Source organism: Pantoea sp. Seng, from assembly GCF_009829935.1.
Taxonomy (GTDB): Bacteria; Pseudomonadota; Gammaproteobacteria; order Enterobacterales; family Enterobacteriaceae; genus Pantoea; species Pantoea communis.
In genome coordinates, this window is the sequence record NZ_SZZV01000004.1 from 87361 (window position 1) to 109465 (window position 22105).

Annotated in this window: 18 protein-coding genes; 7 read left to right on the top strand and 11 right to left on the bottom strand. The window is 54.8% G+C overall.

What is annotated here, in order from left to right:
* The first annotated feature begins 109 nt into the window (after positions 1-109).
* Positions 110-745 carry an RpiB/LacA/LacB family sugar-phosphate isomerase gene (locus FD737_RS05125; RefSeq protein WP_034827257.1) on the top strand — a complete coding sequence of 212 codons (636 nt, stop codon included), beginning with the start codon at positions 110-112 and terminating at the stop codon, positions 743-745.
* A gap of 106 nt (positions 746-851) precedes the next feature.
* Here FD737_RS05125 and FD737_RS05130 read toward each other — a convergent pair whose 3' ends face one another.
* Genes FD737_RS05130 through FD737_RS05155 form a run of 6 tightly spaced genes read right to left on the bottom strand, consistent with a single transcriptional unit; the run spans position 852 to position 7243 of the window.
* On the bottom strand, positions 852-1589 hold the full coding sequence (locus FD737_RS05130; RefSeq protein WP_160832985.1) for an ABC transporter ATP-binding protein: 738 nt from the start codon (positions 1587-1589) through the stop codon (positions 852-854).
* An 18-nt stretch (positions 1590-1607) separates the two neighbouring features.
* Entirely contained in the window at positions 1608-2474 is an 867-nt protein-coding gene (locus FD737_RS05135; RefSeq protein ID WP_097117283.1) for an ABC transporter ATP-binding protein, read from the bottom strand.
* Positions 2446-3351 carry an ABC transporter permease gene (locus FD737_RS05140; RefSeq protein WP_160832882.1) on the bottom strand — a complete coding sequence of 302 codons (906 nt, stop codon included), beginning with the start codon at positions 3349-3351 and terminating at the stop codon, positions 2446-2448. The genes FD737_RS05135 and FD737_RS05140 overlap by 29 nt, the downstream gene beginning before the upstream one ends.
* The gene (locus FD737_RS05145) at positions 3348-4373 is read right to left on the bottom strand and encodes an ABC transporter permease (RefSeq protein WP_034827253.1); all 1026 of its coding nucleotides are present in this window, start codon (positions 4371-4373) and stop codon (positions 3348-3350) included. Before FD737_RS05145 ends, FD737_RS05140 begins: the two co-directional genes overlap by 4 nt.
* Positions 4370-6001, bottom strand: coding sequence for an ABC transporter substrate-binding protein (locus FD737_RS05150; protein WP_160832883.1), 1632 nt, complete (start codon positions 5999-6001; stop codon positions 4370-4372). Before FD737_RS05150 ends, FD737_RS05145 begins: the two co-directional genes overlap by 4 nt.
* Before the next feature lie 60 nt (positions 6002-6061).
* On the bottom strand, positions 6062-7243 hold the full coding sequence (locus FD737_RS05155) for a mandelate racemase family protein (RefSeq protein ID WP_202404472.1): 1182 nt from the start codon (positions 7241-7243) through the stop codon (positions 6062-6064).
* A 299-nt stretch (positions 7244-7542) separates the two neighbouring features.
* On the opposite strand from FD737_RS05155, the gene FD737_RS05160 reads away from it, so the two are divergent.
* The 4 genes from FD737_RS05160 to FD737_RS05175 all read left to right on the top strand — a co-directional run bounded on the left by FD737_RS05160 (position 7543) and on the right by FD737_RS05175 (position 12356).
* The gene (locus FD737_RS05160) at positions 7543-8658 is read left to right on the top strand and encodes an ABC transporter substrate-binding protein (RefSeq protein ID WP_160832885.1); all 1116 of its coding nucleotides are present in this window, start codon (positions 7543-7545) and stop codon (positions 8656-8658) included.
* 132 nt (positions 8659-8790) lie between these two features.
* Entirely contained in the window at positions 8791-9213 is a 423-nt protein-coding gene (locus FD737_RS05165; protein WP_160832886.1) for a DUF2231 domain-containing protein, read from the top strand.
* On the top strand, positions 9210-10502 hold the full coding sequence (locus FD737_RS05170; RefSeq protein WP_097117183.1) for a sorbosone dehydrogenase family protein: 1293 nt from the start codon (positions 9210-9212) through the stop codon (positions 10500-10502). The genes FD737_RS05165 and FD737_RS05170 overlap by 4 nt, the downstream gene beginning before the upstream one ends.
* A gap of 666 nt (positions 10503-11168) precedes the next feature.
* Positions 11169-12356 carry a PLP-dependent aminotransferase family protein gene (locus FD737_RS05175; protein ID WP_160832887.1) on the top strand — a complete coding sequence of 396 codons (1188 nt, stop codon included), beginning with the start codon at positions 11169-11171 and terminating at the stop codon, positions 12354-12356.
* 33 nt (positions 12357-12389) lie between these two features.
* Here the strand turns inward: FD737_RS05175 and uxuR are convergent, their stop codons facing one another.
* The 4 genes from uxuR to uxuA all read right to left on the bottom strand — a co-directional run bounded on the left by uxuR (position 12390) and on the right by uxuA (position 17373).
* On the bottom strand, positions 12390-13157 hold the full coding sequence (gene uxuR / locus FD737_RS05180; protein ID WP_160832888.1) for a Uxu operon transcriptional regulator: 768 nt from the start codon (positions 13155-13157) through the stop codon (positions 12390-12392).
* A gap of 84 nt (positions 13158-13241) precedes the next feature.
* Positions 13242-14660: a glucuronate isomerase gene (gene uxaC / locus FD737_RS05185; RefSeq protein WP_160832889.1), complete on the bottom strand. Its 1419-nt coding sequence runs from the start codon at positions 14658-14660 to the stop codon at positions 13242-13244.
* Positions 14657-16138: a fructuronate reductase gene (locus FD737_RS05190; RefSeq protein WP_160832890.1), complete on the bottom strand. Its 1482-nt coding sequence runs from the start codon at positions 16136-16138 to the stop codon at positions 14657-14659. Before FD737_RS05190 ends, uxaC begins: the two co-directional genes overlap by 4 nt.
* Positions 16139-16194: 56 nt before the next feature.
* Entirely contained in the window at positions 16195-17373 is a 1179-nt protein-coding gene (gene uxuA, locus FD737_RS05195; RefSeq protein WP_058959958.1) for a mannonate dehydratase, read from the bottom strand.
* Positions 17374-17748: 375 nt separating this feature from the next.
* On the opposite strand from uxuA, the gene FD737_RS05200 reads away from it, so the two are divergent.
* A complete protein-coding gene (locus FD737_RS05200; RefSeq protein WP_034827231.1) occupies positions 17749-19050 on the top strand; it encodes an MFS transporter in 1302 nt (433 codons plus the stop codon).
* 15 nt (positions 19051-19065) lie between these two features.
* Positions 19066-21459: a TIM-barrel domain-containing protein gene (locus FD737_RS05205; RefSeq protein ID WP_160832891.1), complete on the top strand. Its 2394-nt coding sequence runs from the start codon at positions 19066-19068 to the stop codon at positions 21457-21459.
* Between the two features lie 90 nt (positions 21460-21549).
* Here the strand turns inward: FD737_RS05205 and FD737_RS05210 are convergent, their stop codons facing one another.
* Positions 21550-22095, bottom strand: a complete 546-nt coding sequence (locus FD737_RS05210; RefSeq protein WP_097117177.1) for an NUDIX hydrolase — start codon at positions 22093-22095, stop codon at positions 21550-21552.
* Positions 22096-22105: the final 10 nt, after the last annotated feature.

Below are 22105 nucleotides of genomic sequence, written 5' to 3' on the forward strand. Positions count from 1 at the left end.
CTTCATCAATGTGTGACGTAAATCACACCGAAAAGGGCATTTCAGGGCTGCATTTTAGCGCACCTTGATTAAAATGAAACAGTGTTTCAATTTAATTTGAGGATGGATCATGAAAATCGCTTTGATGATGGAAAATAGCCAGGCCGCTAAGAACGCAACCGTATGGAAGGAGCTGCAAACCGTCGCGCAACCGCTCGGCCATCAGGTATTCAACGTCGGCATGAGCGACGAGCAGGATCACCATCTGACTTATATTCACCTCGGCATCATGGCCAGCGTCCTGCTTAACAGCAAAGCGGTGGACTTTGTGGTCGCCGGTTGTGGCACCGGACAGGGCGCCTTGGTATCGCTCAACCTGCATCCTGGCGTGGTGTGTGGCTATTGTATCGATCCCGCTGATGCCTATCTGTTTGCTCAGATCAACAATGGCAACGCGCTTTCGCTGCCGTTCGCCAAAGGTTTTGGCTGGGGTGCTGAACTGAATCTGCGCTTTATCTTTGAGAAGGCCTTTACCGGCGAAAAAGGTCTGGGTTACCCGCCAGAGCGCAAAGAGCCGCAGGTGCGCAATGCGGGCATTCTCAATGAAGTCAAAGCCGCGCTGATGAAAGACAATTACCTCGATTCACTGCGCGCGCTGGACCCTGAGTTGGTAAAAACCGCAGTGAGCGGGGCGCGTTTGCAGGAGTGCCTGTTCGAACACGGACAGAATCAGGATATCGTGCGATACGTGCGTGAATTGCTTTAATGCGCTGCTGTTAAGCGGATCTTGCTACTCAAATCAGGTGCGCACCCTTGCGCACCTGATCAGAACTCACCTCAGCGCCATCCCCGTTAATGGCAACCCGTACCGTTTAAGCCCTACTCGACTCCACCAACATCTGTGTATACGCCACTTGCGCGCGATTCCCCACCAATGCATCGACATCCAGCGTCTCCAGCATTTTCCCGTGCTGCATGACGGCAACCCGATGGCACAGATGCGCCACCACACCGAGATCGTGTGTCACCATTAAATAAGTAAGATTCTCCTGCTGCTGTAAATCACTCAACAGGTTCAGGATCTCTGCCTGTACGGAAACATCCAGCGCCGAGGTCGGCTCATCCAGTAACAGCACGCGCGGTTCGAGGATTAACGCACGTGCAATCGCCACACGCTGACGCTGACCGCCCGAAAGCTGATGCGGATAACGAGTTTGCCAGGCGCGGTTCAAGCCCACTTTTTCCAGCATGGTAATCACGCGCTGGGAACGTTGTCCGATACCGTGAATATGCAGCGGCTCTTCAAGAATGTCGCCAATAGTATGGCGCGGATGCAACGAGCCATAAGGATCCTGGAACACCATCTGCACCTGGCGGCAGAGGGCACGATCAATGCGATGCTCCAGTTTTCGTCCTGCAATGGCGAGATCTCCATCCCAATGGGTAAACAGCCCGGCAAGACATTTCAGCACAGTGGTTTTCCCCGATCCAGACTCGCCGACCAGACCAAAAATTTCTCCTTCACGCACCGACAAATTGACGTCATATAGCACCTGATTGCGCTGCTCGTCCTCGCCAAAGCTGAGGTTAAGGTGACTCACACGGATCATCTCGTTCATGCTCACTCCTTAAGGTTGTAACCAGCTGGCCTGGCGCTGTAGCACTGGCAACCGAGAACGGCGCGCATCCATATCCGGCAGCGCGGCCAGTAATCCCTGGGTATAAGGATGCTGGGCGTGGTCGAGTTGATCGGCAGACAGCGATTCGACCACGCGACCGGCATACATCACCAATACGCGATCGCAAAAGCGCCGCACCAGATTGAGGTCGTGACTGATAAAGATCAGGCCCAGTCCGCGCTGTTGCACCAGTTCATCCAGCAGCGTCAATACCTGCAAGCGAACGGAAACATCCAGCGCCGAGGTCGGTTCATCGGCGATCAGCAGTTCCGGGTCGGTAATCAGCATCATGGCGATCATCACACGCTGACCTTGTCCGCCGGAGATCTCATGTGGGTAGCACTGATAGACGCGCTGAGGATCGCGGATCTGCACCACCTCCAGCATCTCCAGCGCCCGCTGGCGTGCCACCTCACGCTGCCCCGGATGGTGACTGCGCCAGGCTTCGGCAATTTGTTCACCCACGCGTACCACGGGATTCAGCGAGTATTTCGGGTCCTGCATGATCATCGAAATACGCTTGCCGCGCACGGCACGCATTTGTGCAGGAGAAGCCCGCAGCAGATCGACATCAGCAAACTGCATGCGCTGGGCGGTAACCTGCGCGCTGCGCGGATGCAGTTGCAACAGTGCGCGGCCCACCGTGGATTTACCTGAGCCTGATTCGCCAACGATGGCCAGTTTCTCTTTGCCTAACTGAAAAGAGATGCCGCGCACTGCTGGGGTAATCTGGCGTCCGTTAACGAAATTAACCTGAAGATCCTGCACGTCGAGCAGGGGAGCAACGCTATTCGCTGCGGGGATCGAGAATGTCACGTAAGCCATCTCCTAAGAAGTTAAACGCCAGACTGTTGATCAGAATCGCTAACCTAGGCACGGTGACCACCCACCAGCACTCCAGCATATACGTGCGGCCACTGGCGATCATCGCGCCCCATTCCGGTTCGGGTGGCTGCGCGCCTAAACCGAGGAAACCCAGACCTGCCGCGGTCAAAATGATGCCCGCCATATTCATCGTGATGCGGATGATCACCGAAGGCAGACACAGCGGCACAATGTGCTTCCACAAAATACGCAGAGACGAGGCACCTTGCAGGCGCACGGCAGAGACAAAGTCTGCCTGCCGCAGCGACAGCGCTTCCGCGCGTGCCAGTCGAGCAATCGGCGGCCAGGCGGTGAGGGTAATCGCCATCACCACATGTTCCAGGCCGGGGCCAAGCGCCGCGACAAACGCCAGCGCCAGCACCAGGCTCGGGAATGAGATGAAGATATCGGTGACGCGCATTAATACGCTGTCCACTTTGCCTCCAAAGTAGCCGGCGGTGACGCCCAACAGCAGGCCTAATGGCCCGACGGTGATCGACACCAGCATGACGATATACAAGGTAATGCGCGCGCCCCACACTAAGCGGCTGAAGATGTCGCGTCCAAACTCATCGGTGCCAAACCAGTGCTGCGCGTTCGGCGGCGTGAGTGCGTTATTCAAATCCTGAATCAAGGGGTGGTAGGGGGCGATCCACGGCGCAAACAGCGCCACGATCAGCAACAGTAAAATGATGCCGCCGCCGATGGCCGTGAGAGGGTTACAAGCCATTTGCCACAGGAAATGGGCTATACGCGAGAGCGTACGACGATAGCGCGCCACACGTTCGCGCGTGGCGCTGGCATGAAGCAGATCGAGAGAGGCAGTCATACTTTGGTCCTCGGATCGAATACCTGATAAAGCAGGTCGGAAAGCAGGTTAAGCAGCACGAAAATCAGGCCGACCACCAGCACGCAGCCCATCACCGCATTCATATCGCCGAGCATCAAACTGCCCGTGAGATAAGAGCCAAAGCCGGGCCATGAGAACACGGTTTCAATCAACACTGCCCCTTCGAGCAGGGATCCGTACGCCAGTGCCACCACCGTCAGCAATTGCACCAGAATATTGCGGAAGGCGTGTTGCCAAATCACTTGCCACTCGGTCAGCCCTTTCACCCGCGCGGTCAGGATGAACTCCTGCGACAGCTGCGCAAGCATAAAGCTGCGCGTCATACGGCTGATGTAGGCCAGCGAGTGGAAACCTAACAGCGAAGCGGGCAGGATCAGATGATTGAGCGCGTTGTTAAACACCGTAATATTGCCCGCCAGCAGTGCATCCACTAGCAGCAGGCCAGTGCGGCGCGGCACAATGCCATCCAGACTGAAATCAACCCGTCCGGCACCGCCAACCCAACCCAAATGCGCGTAAAACAGCAGTAAACCGATCATGCCGACCCAGAAGATTGGCGTGGAGTAACCGGCCAGACTGATAATGCGCACCAGATAATCCACCAGACTGTTGCGGCGTGCCGCAGCCCAGACGCCCAGCGGTACGCCGAGTCCGGTGCCAAGTACAATCGCCAGCGTGGCGAGTTCCAGGGTGGCCGGGAACACACGCAGGATATCGTTAATCACCGGCTGTCCGGTGAGCAGCGCCAGCCCAAGATTGCCGTGCAGCAAGCCTTGCAGGTAGATCCAGAACTGCATCCACAGCGGTTTATCAAAGCCTAACTGGTGATAAACCTGCTGGTAAGTGGCGTGGTCGGCATCCGGTCCAACAATCGCCAGTACCGGATCGAGCGGCATCACGCGGCCAATAAAAAAGGTCAGCAGCAACAGGCCGAACAGCGTGATGGCGACCTGCAATGCGCGGCTGCGCACCCGCCGCCAGTGGCGTTTGGTTAAGGTCATTGGACACCTCCGACCAGGCTGTTTGGCGTTTTCCACACATCACGCAGGAAGGTGGTGGCAGAAGGATGCGACACATAATCCTGTACGCGATTATTTACCACCACGGAATCGGTCATCTGCGAAATCGGCATCAGCGCCGGGATCAACTGGTCGTAACGCTGTTGAATCGCCACGTAATCCTGCTGCTGTTTGAGACTGTCTCGTTCCAGCAGCGCCTGATCGATCATCTGATTAAGCTGAGCATCGTAGAAGCTGGTGCGCCAGCCCTGGAAGTTGGTGAGTCGGGCGCTGTCGGCGTTATTCGGGTTGTACACCAGCGATCGCAAACTGGAGTGCGGATGCGGTTCAACACCACTGCCGCCACGCCCCACCAGCAGATTGAACTGACGTTCGCGCATTGCGCCATAAATCTGGTTGCCAGTGCCGGTGATGATTTTGGCGCGAATGCCTGCCTGCATCAGCGTGGATTGAATGGCGATAGCGATGTTCAGGAACGGTTGATCGGCCAGCACACGCAAGGTGGTGTCGAAGCCATTGGGGTAGCCCGCTGCGGCCAGCAACGCTTTGGCTCGCGGCACATCAAGACGATAGCCGGGATCGGGCAGTGTTTCAGGCATACCAGACTGGATCGGACGCTGATGCAAAGTGCCATAACCGGCCATCAGGGTTTTATTGATGCCCTGATAATCGACTAAGTAGCGCACGGCTTCGCGCACCTGCGGATTGGCGAAGTGGTCATCCTTCATGCTCATCGCCAGGTAATAAAGGGTGCCTTTCTGCACCGCATCAATGGTGAGATCCGGATCGTGGCGCAGCGCCTGCACATCAGGAATGGCCATGTTACTGGCAATGTCGATATCGCCTTTCTCCATCATCAAGCGCAAGGTTTGTGACTCCTGCAAATGCCGAAACACCACGCGGGTTAACCTGGGAGCGCCACGCCAGTAATTTTCATCCCTGCTCATGCGCAATACATCTTTGGCCTGCCAGACATCAAGACGGAACGGGCCGGAACCGGCTTCGTGCGTGGTCAGCCAGCGGTTGCCCCAGTCATCGTTCACCGCGTTGGCCTGTACAGTTTTACTGTCCAGCACCACCATGCTGCCGAGTGCTGCCAGGGAGTAGATCACCAGTTGCGGATCGTTAGGCTTAGGCAGCTGGATCACCACCGTGCGGGCATCAGGTGCAGTGATCATCTGATCCACGTTGTCTTTACTGAAGCCATAGGATTTCCACACTGACGCCTGAGCCAGATTGAGATGCAACACCCTGCGCATCGACCAAATCACGTCTTCGCTGGTGAGTGGGTTACCGGAATGGAAATGCACGCCTTCGCGCAGATGGAAAGTGAGTTGGCGATGATCGGCGCTGATCTCCCAACGTTCCGCCAGAGCAGGGCGCACGTGGGTGAGCTGGCGCGGATCTAACTCGACGAGCCCATCATAAAGATTGACCACAATGCCCACCACTTCATTGCCGGTCATGGCAGCGGGATCGAGCGTCAATAGGTTGTTCATGTTCATGCCCACAATCAGCTGGTCGTCTGGCGTGGCGGCCAGCAGCGACGGGCTACCCGTGAGCAGCATTAGCGCGGCGCACCATGCTCTGCAATAACGAGATATGTTCATAAGCAAAGTCCAGCAGGTCAGAGGTTTATAGTTGTTTGCCGTACTGCTTGTGTTCGACGCTTACCAGCGATTGAGCGTGTGGGTTTCAATCCAGCTGAAATTAATGTCCTCCCCAAGTCCAGGCCGGGTAGGCAGGTGAACAAAGCCCTGATCGTCCATCGGATCGACCAGGCTATTGAGGTAGGCCGGCGGCTGTTCGTAATCGAGGAAAGGGTGCAACAACCCCCGTTCGTACCAACGGCAGTTACGAATTGCACCCACCACCGCGATGCTGGCCGCGCCGTTGCCGTGCACTTCACAATCCATGCCGAAGGCTTCTGCCAGGCTGGCCACTTTCAGGGTGGCAGAGATGCCACCGACGCCGTTGGCTCCGGCACGCAGGATGTCACAGGCACCTGCACGCACCCAGTCGGCACGACTGTGGTGTTTGCCGCCGAGGCTTTCCGGGCCGAGTACGTCAATGCTGAGATTTTCCGCCAGCCAGGCGTAAGAGGCCATACTCTCCTCTTCCATCGGTTCTTCAAACCAGGCGAAGTTAAGCTTCTCCAGCGCTTTACCTATGGTGAGTGCCTCGCTGCGACTGTACCAGTGGTAGCCATCCAGCATCAGGGCGATATCCGGACCTACCGCTTCGCGTACCGCGGCACAGGCTTTGATATCCATTGAGGTGCTGGGGGCGAAAGAAACCGGCGGCATCCAGGTATGCAGTTTTATGGCTTGATAACCGCGTGCTACCAACTTCTCGGCAAACTGGGCGTACTCGTCCGGCGTTGAGAGGCCACCCTCCAACTCATCGCCGCACATGGTGCTGCCGTAAGCGGGAATTTTTTCACGGTAACCGCCCATTAGCTTATGCACCGGTTGTTTAAGCTTGCGGCCAATCAGATCCCACATTGCTTGTTCGACAGCGGAGAGTGCGCGCTCAGTGAGTTGGTGCGCGCTGCCACGCTGCCAGTGCACCAAATCCTGCCACAAGCGTTCACGATCAAAGGCGTTTTGCCCGATCAGCACCTTACGGAAGAAGGCGTTGACCACATGCGGCCGTATGACTTCGGCTGGTGCGAAAGCATATCCGCAATCGCCGTCTTCGCTGGTCAGCGTGAGCAGCGCCATTTGCGCATCGGTTTCTGCACCAGGGTGCGAGTGGCCCGCGCTATCTGATACGCGGCGCGTAGGGTAGGTAAAGAGGGTGACATCAATGGCGCTGATCTTCACGGTAAGACCTCCAGACAGGATTTCCATGCTCAGGGCGAGCGTTAAATTAAAAATAAAACAGCGTTTCAATTCGTAATTTAGCGTTCACAATTTGTTTACGCATTAGGTGAAATGCGGGAAGAGAAGGTCATTACCTGGGCAGTTGCATGGGGTGCTGTGAGCACTTTCACGAAAGGAGGTCGTTTTGTGAGCGGCTAGACAGTAAGAAAAACGGCAAGGGGATGTAAAAAAATGTGTCTCAGGGGCTTTTCATTTCGCGTCTGCCAGGTAATAGTGACGCCGCGAAATTTTAATAATAATCATTATCATTTGTATGGGTAGACACAATGAAGAAATGGCTGTTAGCACTGGGGTTACTGGCTGTAACGGGTTCTGCTTCGGCAAAAATCATCACTGACATAGCAGGGCGTCAGGTTGAAGTCAAAGAAGAATCCAAACGTATCATTCTGGGTGAAGGGCGTCAGATGTATCTGCTGGCGGCATTCGATACCGCCGCGCCTTTCCATCGCGTAGTGGGCTGGCGTGATGATTTCCATAAGGCCGACTATGACGGTTATATGGCTTATGAGAACAAGTATCCGGAAATTAAAAAGCTGCCTACCTTTGGTGGGGCGAAAGATGGCACCTTCAACGTTGAGCAGGCACTGACGTTAAAGCCGGACCTGGTGCTGATGAACCTCGAATCAAAAGCCGCCACGGATGAAGGCAAGTTGATTGAGAAGTTGCAGGCGGTTGGCGTACCGGTGGTGTTTATCGACTTCCGTGAGAAACCGATGGAGCACGCCGAGAAGAGCATCCGCATCATGGGCGAACTGGTCAATAACCCGCAGCGTGCTGAAGAGATTGTGGCTTTCCGCCGCGCGCAGATCGAAAAGGTGACCGATCGCCTGAAAAACTTCACCGGCACACGTCCAAAAGTGATGATTGATCGTGCAGGCGGCTACACCGATGAATGCTGCATGTCGTTTGGTAATGAGAACTTTGGTCAGATGGTCGAAATCTCCGGCGGAAGCAATATCGCTAAAGATCTGATCCCTGGCACCTTCGGTACCCTGAACCCAGAGCAAATCATTGCCAGCCGTCCGGATGTGGTGGTAGTGACCGGAGCCAACTGGAAGAACTACAACACCGTGGGCAAATGGGTGGGTGTTGGCCCTGGCGCAGACACCAAAGAAGCCACGGCACGTCTGAAGTTGCTGATGATGCGCGATGCGTTTAAAACCCTGCCGGTTGCCCACAACGGCAATGCACACGCCATCTGGCACCAGTTCTACGACAGCCCATATCAGTTTGTCGCGATTCAGGCGATGGCCAAGTGGCTGCATCCGGAACTGTTCAAAGATATCGATCCTGACGCCACCTTCCGTGAGTTCCATGAAAAGTTTCTGCCATTGCCTTATCAGCCGGGTTACTGGGTGACACTGCCTGCGGATAAGTCATAACCTTTAGGCTTTTTGCGGTAATCGCGCGCATTACTCTTCATCTTTACTAATATTTTACAGGCGGTTGGCTGCGATTTCGGGGAAGCGAAACGCAGCCATCGCCTGAATAATAAACGTAATAGGGAGAGTGAAATGTTGTATACCTCGGGACGTTCAGCATTTGCGGTGGGGCTTTACGCTCTGCTGGAACCGCTACCGCTGGGCTTTTTTGTTGCGGCCTGGCTGTTCGATATCATCTATCTGCAAACCTTCGTCATCATGTGGACCAAATCAGCCAGTTGGTTGATTGCTATCGGTCTGGTGCTCGCCATCCTGCCAAGATTAATCAGTCTTGTTTACTTATTCCGCGGGCCTTATCCCAGTGAAAAGACCCATTTCTGGCTGTCAATGCTGGCCATCGTCGTGGCTATCGCAAATGCCTTTATTCACAGTCGTGATGCGTATGCCGTGGTACCGCTAGGGGTAACGCTATCGACTCTGGTGGTGGCACTGCTGTTGCTCGCCAACGTGCAGTTAGCGCTGCGTGGACGCACCACAGCAGGAGGTCGCGCATGAAACAGATTCTGAGTGCAGTGACCCTCGCCATGCTTCTCAGCGCTTGTGATGATGGCTCACTTATCGATCCGCAAAAACAGATTGGCCCCAATCCTGAACTCCCCCAGGCGCAAAACTTCTTTGTACCGCCGATGCAGGTGCCGGAGGGTATCCCCTGGAAAGCCGGTGAAATGCCAAAAGTGGCGGAGGGGCTGAAGATTGAAAAGATCGCTGATAACTTACAGCATCCACGTCAGGTACTGGTGCTGCCGAACAATGATGTGCTGGTGGCCGAATCCAACGGCACACCGAAACCGACAACCGCGCCGAAAGATCTCATTACCGGCATCGTAAAAAATGCTTCGGGCAAAGGCGGGGCCGGTGGCAATCGTATTACGCTGTTGCGTAATGTGAACGGCAAGTGGGAGCAGCATAGATTTATCGATAACCTGACCGCGCCGTTTGGCATGCAGCTGGTGGGCAATACGTTGTATGTTGCCAACGCCGATAGTCTGGTGAAATTCCCGTATGAAAACGGACAAACTGAGATTCGTACGCCGCCGGTGGTGGTGACTGAACTGCCCGGCGGGCCGATTAACCATCACTGGACTAAGTCACTGCTGGCCAGCCCCGACGGCAGCAGGCTGTATGTCGGGGTAGGGTCAAACAGCAACATTACGGAAAATGGCATTGGTGCCGAATATCGTCGAGCGGCGGTACTCGAAGTCGATGCGGCGAGCGGTGCCAGCCGCATCTATGCCAGTGGGCTGCGCAACCCCACCGGTCTGCAATGGGAACCGCAAACGGGCAAGCTGTGGGCGATCGTTAATGAACGCGACGAGATTGGCTCGGACCTGGTGCCGGATTATATGACCTCGGTGCAGGACAAAGGCTTTTACGGCTGGCCGTACAGCTATTATGGTCAACATGTCGATGTGCGGGCGCAGCCACAGCGGCCTGACTTAGTAGAAAAAGCCATCAAGCCAGATTACGCGCTCAGTTCACACGTGGCACCGCTTGGCTTGCTATTCTATGGCGCTGACAACATGCCGCAGTATCGTGGTGGGGCATTTATCAGTGAACATGGCAGTTGGAACCGCACGCCGTTGAATGGCTATCAGGTGGTGTGGGTGAAATTCGAAAACGGGAAACCGGTTGGTCAGCCACAGCCGGTGGTGACCGGATTCCTGACCGATGACCAAAAACAGGTACGGGGCTTACCGGTGGGACTGGCATCGGATCAGCAGGGCGGTGTGCTGATCGCGGATGATGCAGGTAATGCCATTTGGCGTATCAGCTCTGCCAATTGATTTCTGCAGGCAATAAAAAAGGATTTGGCTTGATAGCCAAATCCTTTTTTTATGTTCGCTAACCGGCTGGTAACCGCGCTGCGAACGGGGTGCTCAGCACTCCTCACAAAGCAAATCATAAAATGTGCGGGGGAATATTTCAAGTTTCGCAAAAGTACTGTATGGTTATACAGGTGTTGAGTGGCGAGCGCAGTCTCATTGTTTTCTGATGACTCCCAGGGGCGCGGATTGTCAAATCCCGGCAGGTTTCAGGTGGTGCTGGCCTGTGGCTTCCACAATGAGTGGCGCTCAGCACTCCTCACAGCTGTGCTCAGGCCATCGGCGGGTGGAGTCAAAGCTCCGAAGGCTGAAAAGCGCGCTCCTGTCAGAGGAGAAGGAAAGTGATGGAACTTGTTCGGTTACTCCTGGACCTGGTCCGGGTGATCCTGCAAATCATCGTTGCCCTTTTGCAACTGACCGGTCAGGCGCACTGACCGGAACTTGAAACAAGGCGGAGCTTACCCCTCCGCCTTTTTTCGTTAGTTTCAACAGGTGATTTTTTCTCAATATCGGTAGTTACCTTCCGGCACTAAATTCTCTTTGCCAGACAGTGAAAATGTGATTATCAGCTTAGCTAACTTATGTTATGAATTTAGTCTTAGAAAAAAATAATCAGGTAAAGGTTTTATGTCGTCGCAAAAATTGTCCAAAAGCGTTCAACGCATTCATTCATCTGCCATTCGGGATTTATTGAAACACAGCAAAATGGAAGGGGTGATCTCTCTGGGTGGTGGCATCCCGAATCCCGACCTGTTTGATACCGAAGGCCTGCAGATCGCCATGGATCGCGCCTTGTCGCAGGATGGTCACAACGCATTTCAGTATGGCTTGAGTGAAGGGGATCCGCTATTACGTGAAGCGATCTGCCGCATTTCAGCCGACCGCGGTATTGATTGCACGCCAGACGACGTGGTGATCACTTCTGGCTCCCAGCAGTCACTGGATATTCTCGCCCGCGCGTTAATCAACCCCGGTGATGTGGTGGTGGTGGAGCGTCCAACTTATCTCGCCGCATTGCAGGTTTTCCAGTTGGCTGAAGCGCAGTTCAAATCTGTTGGCACTGACGGCGAAGGCATGATTGTTGATGAGCTGGAAGAGCTAGTCAAACAGACAAGAATCAAAGCCGTGTATATCGTTCCGACCTTTGGCAATCCAAGCGGCGTCACCTTATCTGATGCGCGTCGTCAGCAGTTAGTCGCGCTGGCGAAGCAGTATGATTTCCTGATTTTTGAAGACGATCCCTACAGCGAGATCAACTTCACCAATCAGACATTCCGCCCATTAAAATCCCATGCGCAAGCGATGGGGGCCAGCGAGAATGTGATTTATACCTCAACCTTCTCCAAAATCCTGGCACCGGGCGCACGCGTTGGCTGGATCACCATGCCGGGCTGGTTGAAGTCATCAGTGGTGAACCTGAAGCAGGCAACGGATCTGCACACCAGTGCCTTGTCACAATCCCTGACGCGTCATTATCTGGAAACCGGTCGCTTGCCGGAGCAGATTCGCTTGATCCGCGCGGCCTATAAGCAGAAGTGCGATGCATTGTGTGCAGCGCTGGAGACGGAGTTGGGGGATAAGCTGCACTTCTATCGCCCGCTGGGTGGCATGTTCCTGTGGGCAACGTTCAGGGAAGCTTTCAACACCACCGAATGGCTGAAAACCACGCTGAGCAAGGGTGTGGTGTATGTCCCGGGTGAGTTTTTCTACTGTGATAATCCAGATACTTCAACGCTGCGTATTTCGTATGCCTCAGTATCGGAAACCAATCTGGCCGTAGCAGCAGAGCGTTTGAAAGCTTCATTACCGCAGTAATCGCCTGAAAGCCCTTGGTAACAAGGGCTTGTTTTAGCCGTTGGCACTGTCCAGCGGCCAGGATTCAAACAGATAACCATCAAAATCGATGTCATCGACATCTGAAAATTCCAGCAATCGCTGTTTCACATTTTCCAGATGCTGCCACATCGCTTGCTTGGCGGCGCGTGCATCTTTCTTGATCATTGTGGCGAGGATCTTCTTGTGATCGTCGAGCCACTGCTTACGATAATGAGTGTTCACCAGATGACGATGTAACTGACTCCACATCACATTATCTTCACGCCACTGCCAGGATTGTTTGAACAACTCGACCAGCATGCTGTTATGGGTCGCTTCGGCAATCGCTAAATGGAAGTTACGATCGCCGTTCTCGCTCTCATTCACGGCGCCGGATGCCAGTTCTCTCTCTTCCAGTTCCAGCGCCTGACGCATCTTGATGCTGTCTTCACGCGTGGCCTGAAGGGCGGCAAACTCCGCGATATTACTCTCCAGCAATTGACGCGCCTGCAGCATCTCAAACGGGCCGGCATCGTTACAGGCGGCTTGTGCCGTTGCACGCGGTGCAGGACTGTCGTTTACCACGTAGATCCCGGCACCACGACGCACTTCAATCAAGCCTTCCAGCTCCAGCATGATCAGTGCTTCACGCACCAGCGTACGCGTGACATCCAGCAGCGCAGCCAGTTCACGCTCAGGCGGCAAGCGTTCGCCCACGGCATACTGCTTTTGCATAATCATGTTACGCAACATTTCCCCCACTTCCTGATAAGGGCGCTGCGCTGATGCTTGTGTTTTCATGAGCTCTTTTCTGCTGATTAAGAAGTTGACGACCACTGACGCTGCCATCAATTGCGCCCTGCACTATAGCACAGGGCGGAATTCTCAACGTGGATTGAGGGTAAAGTAGCGCTGTGCGTTATTGAAACAGATATCCTGCAGCATGTTGCCGAGCACCGCTTCATCGTGCGGCACAATGCCATCCTGCACCCATTGACCGAGCAGGTTGCACAGAATACGGCGGAAGTATTCGTGGCGCGTATAGGAGAGGAAACTGCGAGAATCGGTCAGCATCCCGACAAACTGGCTGAGCAAACCGATTTGCGACAGTTGCTCCAACTGGCGCAGCATGCCATCGCGCTGATCGTTGAACCACCAGCCGGAACCAAACTGCACTTTCCCGGCGATACCCGCACCCTGGAAGTTACCTGCCATCGTCGCCAGCACTTCGTTGTCACGCGGATTGAGGCAGTACAGAATGGTCTTTGGCAGTTGGTCGTTAACATCCATCGCATCCAGCAGGCGCGAGAGCGGCAAAGCAATATTGTTATCGCCAATCGAGTCAAAACCGCTGTCGGCACCCAGCAAACGGAACAAGCGAGTGCTGTTGTTGCGAATGGCACCTATGTGTAACTGCATCACCCAATCACGTCGTGCATACTCGGAACCCAACCAGACCAGCACCGCGCTGCTAAACTGGGCGATTTCTAGCTCGCTTAGCGTATCGCCGTTGCGGCGTTTGGACAGAATGGAATCCAATACACGATCATCCGGAACCGGGGCAAAGCGCAGCACTTCGATACCGTGATCTGATGCCCGGCAGCCGTGGGCGGAGAAGTGATCTAAACGACGACGCAGGGCGGTGCGCAGTGCGTCAAAGCTGGTGATCGCCACATCCGCTGCCGATTCCAGGCGACCCAGATAGTCAATAAAGCCATCCAGCTCAATCTTAAACACCTTGTCCGGACGCCAGCTTGGGGCGACATCAATATCAAAGCTGCTGTCTTCAGCAATCTGACGATGATATTGCAGCGAATCAACCGGATCATCGGTGGTGCCAACCATACGTACATTCATTTGACGCATAATGCCGCGTGCAGAAAATGCCGGGGTTGCCAGTATCTCGGCGCATTCGTCCCATACGCGTTGTGCGGTGTCCGGCCCAAATAACGTATTGGTGATGCCGAACGGGCGACGCAGCTCCAGATGCGTCCAGTGGTAGAGCGGATTGCCCAGCGTTTTGGGCACGGTGTGGGCCCACGCGAGGTATTTATCGTAATCGCTCGTAGATTTACCGGTGATCATCGATTCATCCACGCCCGCAGCACGCAAGGCGCGCCATTTGTAATGGTCACCTTCCAGCCAAATTTGTCCGAGGTTGGCGAACTGACGATCCTCGGCGATCTCTTGCGGATTGAGGTGGCAGTGGTAGTCATAAATCGGCATGTCAGCCGCATAGTCATGGTACAAACGACGCGCAACGTCGCTTTGCAGCAGGAAATCGTCATCCATAAAGTGCTTCATTTCGGCTCCTGATTCAGGGATGCAACGGCGGCGCGGGCACCATGCTGGCAAAGCTGCGCGTACACCTGTTGAAGATGGCTGACGAAGCCCGGATTGGCGGGCAAATCGTCTCCAAAAATGGTTCTCACGGCGAGCAGGGCGCTAACGCGCGCATCGCCTTCTGGCGTGAGCTGGTTGATGTCATGCAAGGTTGCAAGTAATGGGTCAACCACATCAAATGCTTCACCTCGCTCATCCTGCCCGACGACGTAACGCATCCAGCCGGCAATTCCCAGCATCAAGTGGCGATAGTCACTGCCGTGCTTCAGGTGATAGCGCACGGAATCGAGCCAGCGCTGTGGCAGCTTCTGACTGCCATCCATCGCAATCTGTTGCGTCCGGTGTCGCAGGGAAGGGTTGCTAAAACGCTCGATCAGCTGATTAGCATAGGCCAGCAGATCAATACCCTCTGGCATTGATAGCGTTGGTGCCTGTTCCTGCATCATCAGTGCTAATGCTGCCTGGCGATAGGTCGGGAGTTGCATGGTGTCAGCGATGGTTTCACAGCCACCCAAATACCCGAGGTAGGCAAGAAATGAGTGACTGCCGTTGAGCATACGCAGTTTCATCATTTCAAATGGCGCAACGTCGGCCACAAACTGCGCGCCCACGCGATCCCAGTCAGGACGGCCGTTGACAAAGTTATCTTCGATCACCCATTGGCGAAACGGCTCACAGGCCACGCCGCAGGGATCGGGTGCGCCCAGCAAGTCGCGAATCTCCTGATGTGTTTCGTCGGTCACTGCGGGAACGATGCGGTCAACCATGCTGCTGTGAAAAGTTACGTGCTCATCAATCCACTTCGCCAGCGCTGCATCGCGTAACTGAGCAAGCCCCACCACGGCAGCTCGGGCCACATGGCCGTTATCACGCAAGTTATCGCAGGAAAGCACAGTAAACGGCCCTAAACCACGCTCACGACGCACACGTAATGCTTCGACAATAAAACCAATGGCGGATTTCGGCGTGCCAGGGTGCGCAACATCGTGTTGAATAAGTGCATTATCCGCATCCAATTCACCGTTGGCACCCTGAGTGCAATAGCCTTTTTCCGTCATCGTCAATGAAACGATAGCGGTTTCCGGACGAGCCAGCGCTTCGATAATGCCGTCGTGTCCATCCAGTGCAGGATGCAAGGCTTCTTTGATGGCCGCAACGAGGTGAACGTCGTTCTGCCCGGCACCTTTTTCCGTCACGCTGTAGAGCAGATCTTGCTGGCGCAGTTGTTCGACCAACAGTTTGCCGCTCGCCGACATCAGGTTGACCTCACAGATGCCCCAGTCAGTGTCACTGATTTCAAGCAGGTGATGCAGATACAACGCCTGATGCGCGCGATGAAAGGCGCCACAGCCGATATGCACAATACGCGGCACCAGCCGCTGATGGTTCCAGGCGGGGCGGGTCACGTTCAGTTCGCCATTGGCGAGGTTAGGTTCCATGTAAACTCCATCAAGCCGGGTGCGCCATCAATGGCACCCGGCAGCAACGAATGCCATCAGAAATAAGCGCGATGAATCGCCAGTTCCACACCGCGAATTTCCGCCAACCCTTTCAGACGACCAATCGCCGAATAGCCGGGGTTGGTTTTCTTTCTCAAGTCGTCGAGCATCTGGTGACCATGATCCGGGCGCATCGGAATCAAATCCTCCTGACCGGCCGCTTTACGACGATGTTCTTCTTCAGCAATCGCCTTAATGACGGCGAACATGTCAACATCGCCGCCTAAATGCGCTGCCTCGTGGAAGGTGTTCGGGTTCTCTTCGCGTTTGGTTGACCGCAGGTGTGCGAAGTAAATGCGTGGGCCAAAACGTTTCACCATGCCGGCGAGATCGTTATCTGCCAACACGCCGTAAGAGCCGGTGCACATGGTGAAGCCATTCGCCGGGCTGGGTACGGTATCGATCATCCACTGCAAATCTTCTGCGTTAGAGACGATGCGTGGTAAACCCAGAATCGGACGCGGGGGATCATCCGGATGCACTGCCATCCGAACACCCGCCTCTTCCGCCACTGGAATAATCGCGCGCAGGAAGGTCGCGAAGTTTTCACGTAACTCAGCTTTGCCGATGCCGTCATAACGGGCTAATTGAGCACGGAACTGGTCCAGCGTGTAACCTTCTTCTGCACCCGGTAAACCAGCGATGATATTGCGCGTCAGGCGGGTTTTATGTGCTTCGCTCATGTTGGCGAAACGCTCAGCTGCCTGCGCTATTTCCGTGGCGCTGTAGTCCTTCTCTGCACCGGGACGTTGCAAGATGTGCAGCTCAAATACGGCAAATTCGATCTGATCGAAACGCAGCGCTTTCGCGCCATCGGGTAACAGATATTCAAGGTCTGTGCGCGTCCAGTCGAGAATCGGCATGAAGTTGTAGCAGACGGTTTTAATACCGCACTGCGCCAGATTTCGCAGAGACTGCTGGTAATGACGGATCCACTTCTGACACTCACCGCTGCCGGTTTTGATCTCTTCGTGAATCGGCACGCTTTCCACCACTGACCACACCAGCCCAGCGGCTTCCACGATGGCTTTACGCTGCATAATTTCGTCCACCGACCACACTTCGCCGTTAGGGATGTGGTGCAGGGCTGTGACGATGCCGGTCGCGCCAGCCTGTCGTGCATCGGCAAGAGAAACGGGATCATTTGGGCCATACCAGCGCCAGGTCTGCTTCATGTTGTTACCTCTTTTAGGTCCTGACAATGAAACCCAGGACAATTCTTATATTGGTTGACCTATTTATCGGTTAGCGCACCGCTTATGGCGTGGATTGCGCTCTCAGAGCCTAAAATTCGGCTCTTTAACGTCTGATGTCAACCTCGCAAGCCATTTTGGTTAACCAGATCACAAATGCGGCATCTGAGTGGCGACCAGGTTCCGCATCTGTGGTTCACTCCTGGCGGATGGTTAGAGATGACTCACTGAAGTCGCTCCTCAACAACAAGCAACAATTCCTGGGCGGCAGCCAACGATATTTCCGGTTTATCGCTTGCCCGCGCATTCACCACAGGATTTGTAAGCTCATGATGTTAATAAAGAATGGAGAACCAGATGAACCGCAGTTTGAATCCAGGGATCGCTGCCGCTGGCAGCAAACGCACCTTCCGCAATTTGCGCTGGTGGGTATTGGTGTTGTTCTTAGCGGGCGTTACCGTCAACTACATCACGCGTAACTCATTAGGCATTCTGGCACCTGAGCTGAAAACCAGCCTGGGCATCACCACTGAACAATATTCATGGATCGTCGGTGCGTTTCAGCTGGCGTACACCTTCTTTCAACCAATTTGCGGCTGGCTGATTGATGTCATCGGCCTGAAAGTCGGCTTCCTGATTTGTGCCTCGGTCTGGGCGGTCGCCTGTCTGTTCCATGCAGGCGCGGCGAGCTGGGTACATCTTGCCATTCTGCGTTTTGTCATGGGCGGAGCGGAAGCCGCAGCCACGCCAGCCAACGCCAAAGTGATAGGCGAATGGTTCCCGAAAAAAGAGCGTCCGGTTGCAGCGGGTTGGGCCGGCGTGGGCTTCTCAATTGGCGCTATGCTGGCGCCGCCCATCATCTACTTCGCGCACGCTTCTTTCGGCTGGCAGGGCGCTTTCCTGTTTACGGGTTGCCTGGCACTGGCGTGGGTAGTGCTCTGGTGGTTGCTGTATCGCGATCCGGAAATTCATCCCAATCTGTCTGCATCGGAACTGGAATTTATTCGTCAGGATAATGAACCGCCTGCTGTCAAATTACCGTTCTTTAAAGCCCTGAAAAGCGTCTCAAAAAACAAACGTTTTTACGGTATCGCCATTCCCGCCTTTATGGCCGAACCGGCGTGGGGCGTGCTGAGTTTTTGGGTGCCGCTCTACCTGGCGAAAGATCTCGGCATGGATCTCAAACAGATCGCCATGTTCGCCTGGATGCCATTCCTCGCGGCGGATCTCGGCAGCGTCGCCAGTGGCTATCTGACGCGCCTCTATACCCGCCTGTTTGGTTTCAGACTGGTCAACTCCGTGGTTGCCAGTTCGGTCACCGGCGCTTTCCTGATGCTCTCCCTCGCATTGGTGGCGATGACCAAAGATCCCTACGTGGCGATTGCACTGATCTCGATTGGTGGTTTCGGTCACCAGATCATCTCCTGCATGCTCAGCGCGCTGGTGGTGGAGAAGTTTGATAAAGGCCAGATGGCCACCGTCAATGGCATGCGCGGTTCCTTCGCGTGGATATCCAGCTTCCTGTTCTCACTGGTAATTGGTGTCACCGCCGACAAGATTGGCTTTAACCCGTTATTTGTCGCCATGGGCTTCTTCGACCTGATTGGCGCGGTCTTCCTGATTGCATTTATTGCTGAACGTCGCGCCCAGCGCGCCTGATTAAAGTAGGTAACAATGAAAACCTTAAAGAATTGGTCACTCACGCATTCTGATCAACACCATGTTGCGTTAACCGTCGATGGGAAGTACCAGCTGAACCTATTCGTGCTGGAATCAGGCATGTTCCGTGTTTCGATTAAACGTCAGAGCGGCTATGCACTGGACCGCACCTGGAGCATAGCGCCAGACAGCGATGTGCAGTGGGAAGGGCGTCCACGTGACAGCCTGGCGGGCTTTACCCTGCCAGGGTTCACGTTGGAAGAAGAGGGCGATACGCTGGTGGTTTCCACCGATGTGCTGCGCGTGATTGTCCATCAGCCACTGGCGCTGGAGTGGCAACATCGTGATAGCGCTGGCGCCTGGCAACTGCTGACCTGCGACCGCCCAACCAGTGCCTACCTGATTAACGCGCACGGTGATGGTGTGGCGCACTACCAGCGCCGTATGAATGACGATGCCTATTACGGTCTGGGCGAGAAAACCGGTGACCTTCAACGCAATGGCAAACGTTATGAGATGCGTAACCTCGATGCGATGGGCTACAACGCCTCGTCAACCGATCCGCTGTACAAACACGTGCCGTTTACCATTACGCGCCGCAGCGATGTGAGTTTCGGTCTTTACTACGATAACCTCAGCAGCAGCTGGTTTGATCTCGGTAACGAGCTGGATAACTACCATCAGCCTTATCGCCGCTGGCAAGCGGAAAGCGGGGATATTGATTATTACCTGTTTGTTGGCAACAAAGTGTTGGATGTCACCAAGGCCTTTGTGCGCCTGACCGGTAAAACGCTGTTTGGCCCAAAATGGAGCCTCGGTTACAGCGGCTCAACCATGCACTACACCGATGCACCGGATGCACAAAATCAGCTGATGAACTTCATTCGCCTGTGCGAACAGCATGATATTCCGTGCGACTCTTTCCAATTGTCATCGGGTTATACCTCGATCAATAACAAGCGCTACGTGTTCAACTGGAACTACGACAAAGTGCCACAGCCGGAAGTGATGAGCCAGGCGTTCCACGATGCCGGTTTGCGTCTGGCTGCCAACATCAAACCTTGCCTGTTGCAGGACCATCCGCGCTACGAAGAAGTCGCGGCGCAGGGCTTGTTTATTCGCGATTCAGAAGAAGATGCGCCAGAGCGTTCAGTGTTCTGGGACGACGAGGGTTCACACCTCGATTTCACCCATCCTCAGGCGGTGGCGTGGTGGCAGGAGAACGTCACCCAACAGCTGTTGGCGAAGGGCATCGATTCGACCTGGAATGACAACAACGAATATGAAGTGTGGGACGGCGAAGCGCGTTGCCATGGCTTTGGTACGCCCATCGCCATCAAGCATATTCGCCCGGTGATGCCGTTGTTGATGATGCGTGCGTCGATGGAAGCGCAGCAGCGTTTCGCGCCAGAGAAGCGTCCTTTCCTGATCTCGCGTTCTGGCTGTGCCGGTATGCAACGCTACGTGCAGACATGGAGCGGCGATAACCGTACTAACTGGACGTCACTGCGTTACAACATCCGTATGGGCCTGGGGATGAGCTTGTCGGGTCTGTATAACGTCGGGCACGATGTCGGCGGTTTCTCAGGTGATAAGCCGGACGCTGAACTGTTTGTACGCTGGGTACAAAACGGCGTAATGCACCCGCGTTTCACCATTCACTCGTGGAATGACGATCACACGGTGAATGAGCCGTGGATGTATCCGTCGGTCACGCCTGCGATTCGTGCTGCAATCGAACTGCGTTATCGCCTGTTGCCGTATCTGTATACCTTACTGTGGCAAGCGCATGCTGATGATGAGCCGATGCTGCGTCCAACCTTCCTCGACCATGAGCAGGATAAACAGACTTTCGCCGAGTGCGATGAGTTTATGCTGGGCCGCGATTTGCTGGTGGCCAGCGTGGTGGAAGCAGGACAGCGTGAACGCAGTTTGTGGCTGCCAGATAACCAAACTGGCTGGTATGACTTCGCAACGCAACAGTGGTACAGCGGCGGTCAATGGATCACGCTGCCAGCACCGCTGGAAACCCAGCCGATGCTGGTTCGCGCCGGTGCGGCCTTGCCACTGAGCCAGCGTCTGCGTCATGTTGATGCACAAGCAGATGACCGTCGCACGCTGCAACTTTATCCATTACAGGGTAAAGGCGAGAGCAAAGGCCTGGTATTTGAAGATGACGGTGAGTCCTGGGGTTATCAGCAGGGTAATGCGCTGTGGTTAAGCTGGGAGATGCGCAGCGATGCCGAGGCAATCCACCTGAGCTTCACACGCAAAGGCGATTATCAGCCAGCATGGAAAACGCTGCAAATTGCTTTGCCAGCCGGAGAACGGCGCCAGCTTTACATTGATGGTGTCGCGGTTGCTGCGGAAGATGCGCAAGCAGTGCTGGCGGAGATAGCGAGTCACTAAGCGTCATTGTTCAGGGAGGAGTGCGCAGCAATGCGCACTCTTCAAACGCGCAGCGACCTGACATCAATGTGGCCCTGTGCGTTACCCGGCTTAATCAAGCAACCCTTTGGCCCGCGCCAGTAAAAACGCGGTCACTGAAGTGGCATCGGTCACTTTACCTTCCAGCACGAGCTGCAGAAACTCGCTGATTTTCATTTTGCGTGCAGTGAGTCCGACTTCCTCGGCATCCAGATTCTGCCCTTCATAGCGTAATTCGCTGGCAAGATAGATGTGATAACCCTGCGCGGAGTATCCCTGCGCCAGTTTTTGATAGCCCACGTACTGCCAACGATCGGCAATCAATCCTGTCTCTTCCTGCAGTTCGCCCGCCGCCAGTGCTTCCGGTGTAGCGCCAGGGTCCAGCTCCCAGCTGCCTTGCGGCAACTCAATGGTGCGTTCACTTATCGGATAACGATACTGCTCAACCACAAAAATGCTGTCCTGCTCCACCGGAACGATGACGACAAAATCGTTTTTTTCGATCACCGAATAGAGACCTTCGCTGCCATCGGCACGCTGAATTTTGTCCTCTTTTAACGTCATCCAGCGGTTACGATAGATCTCTGTCGATGTGAGGGTTTGAATTTCTGGTTTCAAAAGGGGCCTC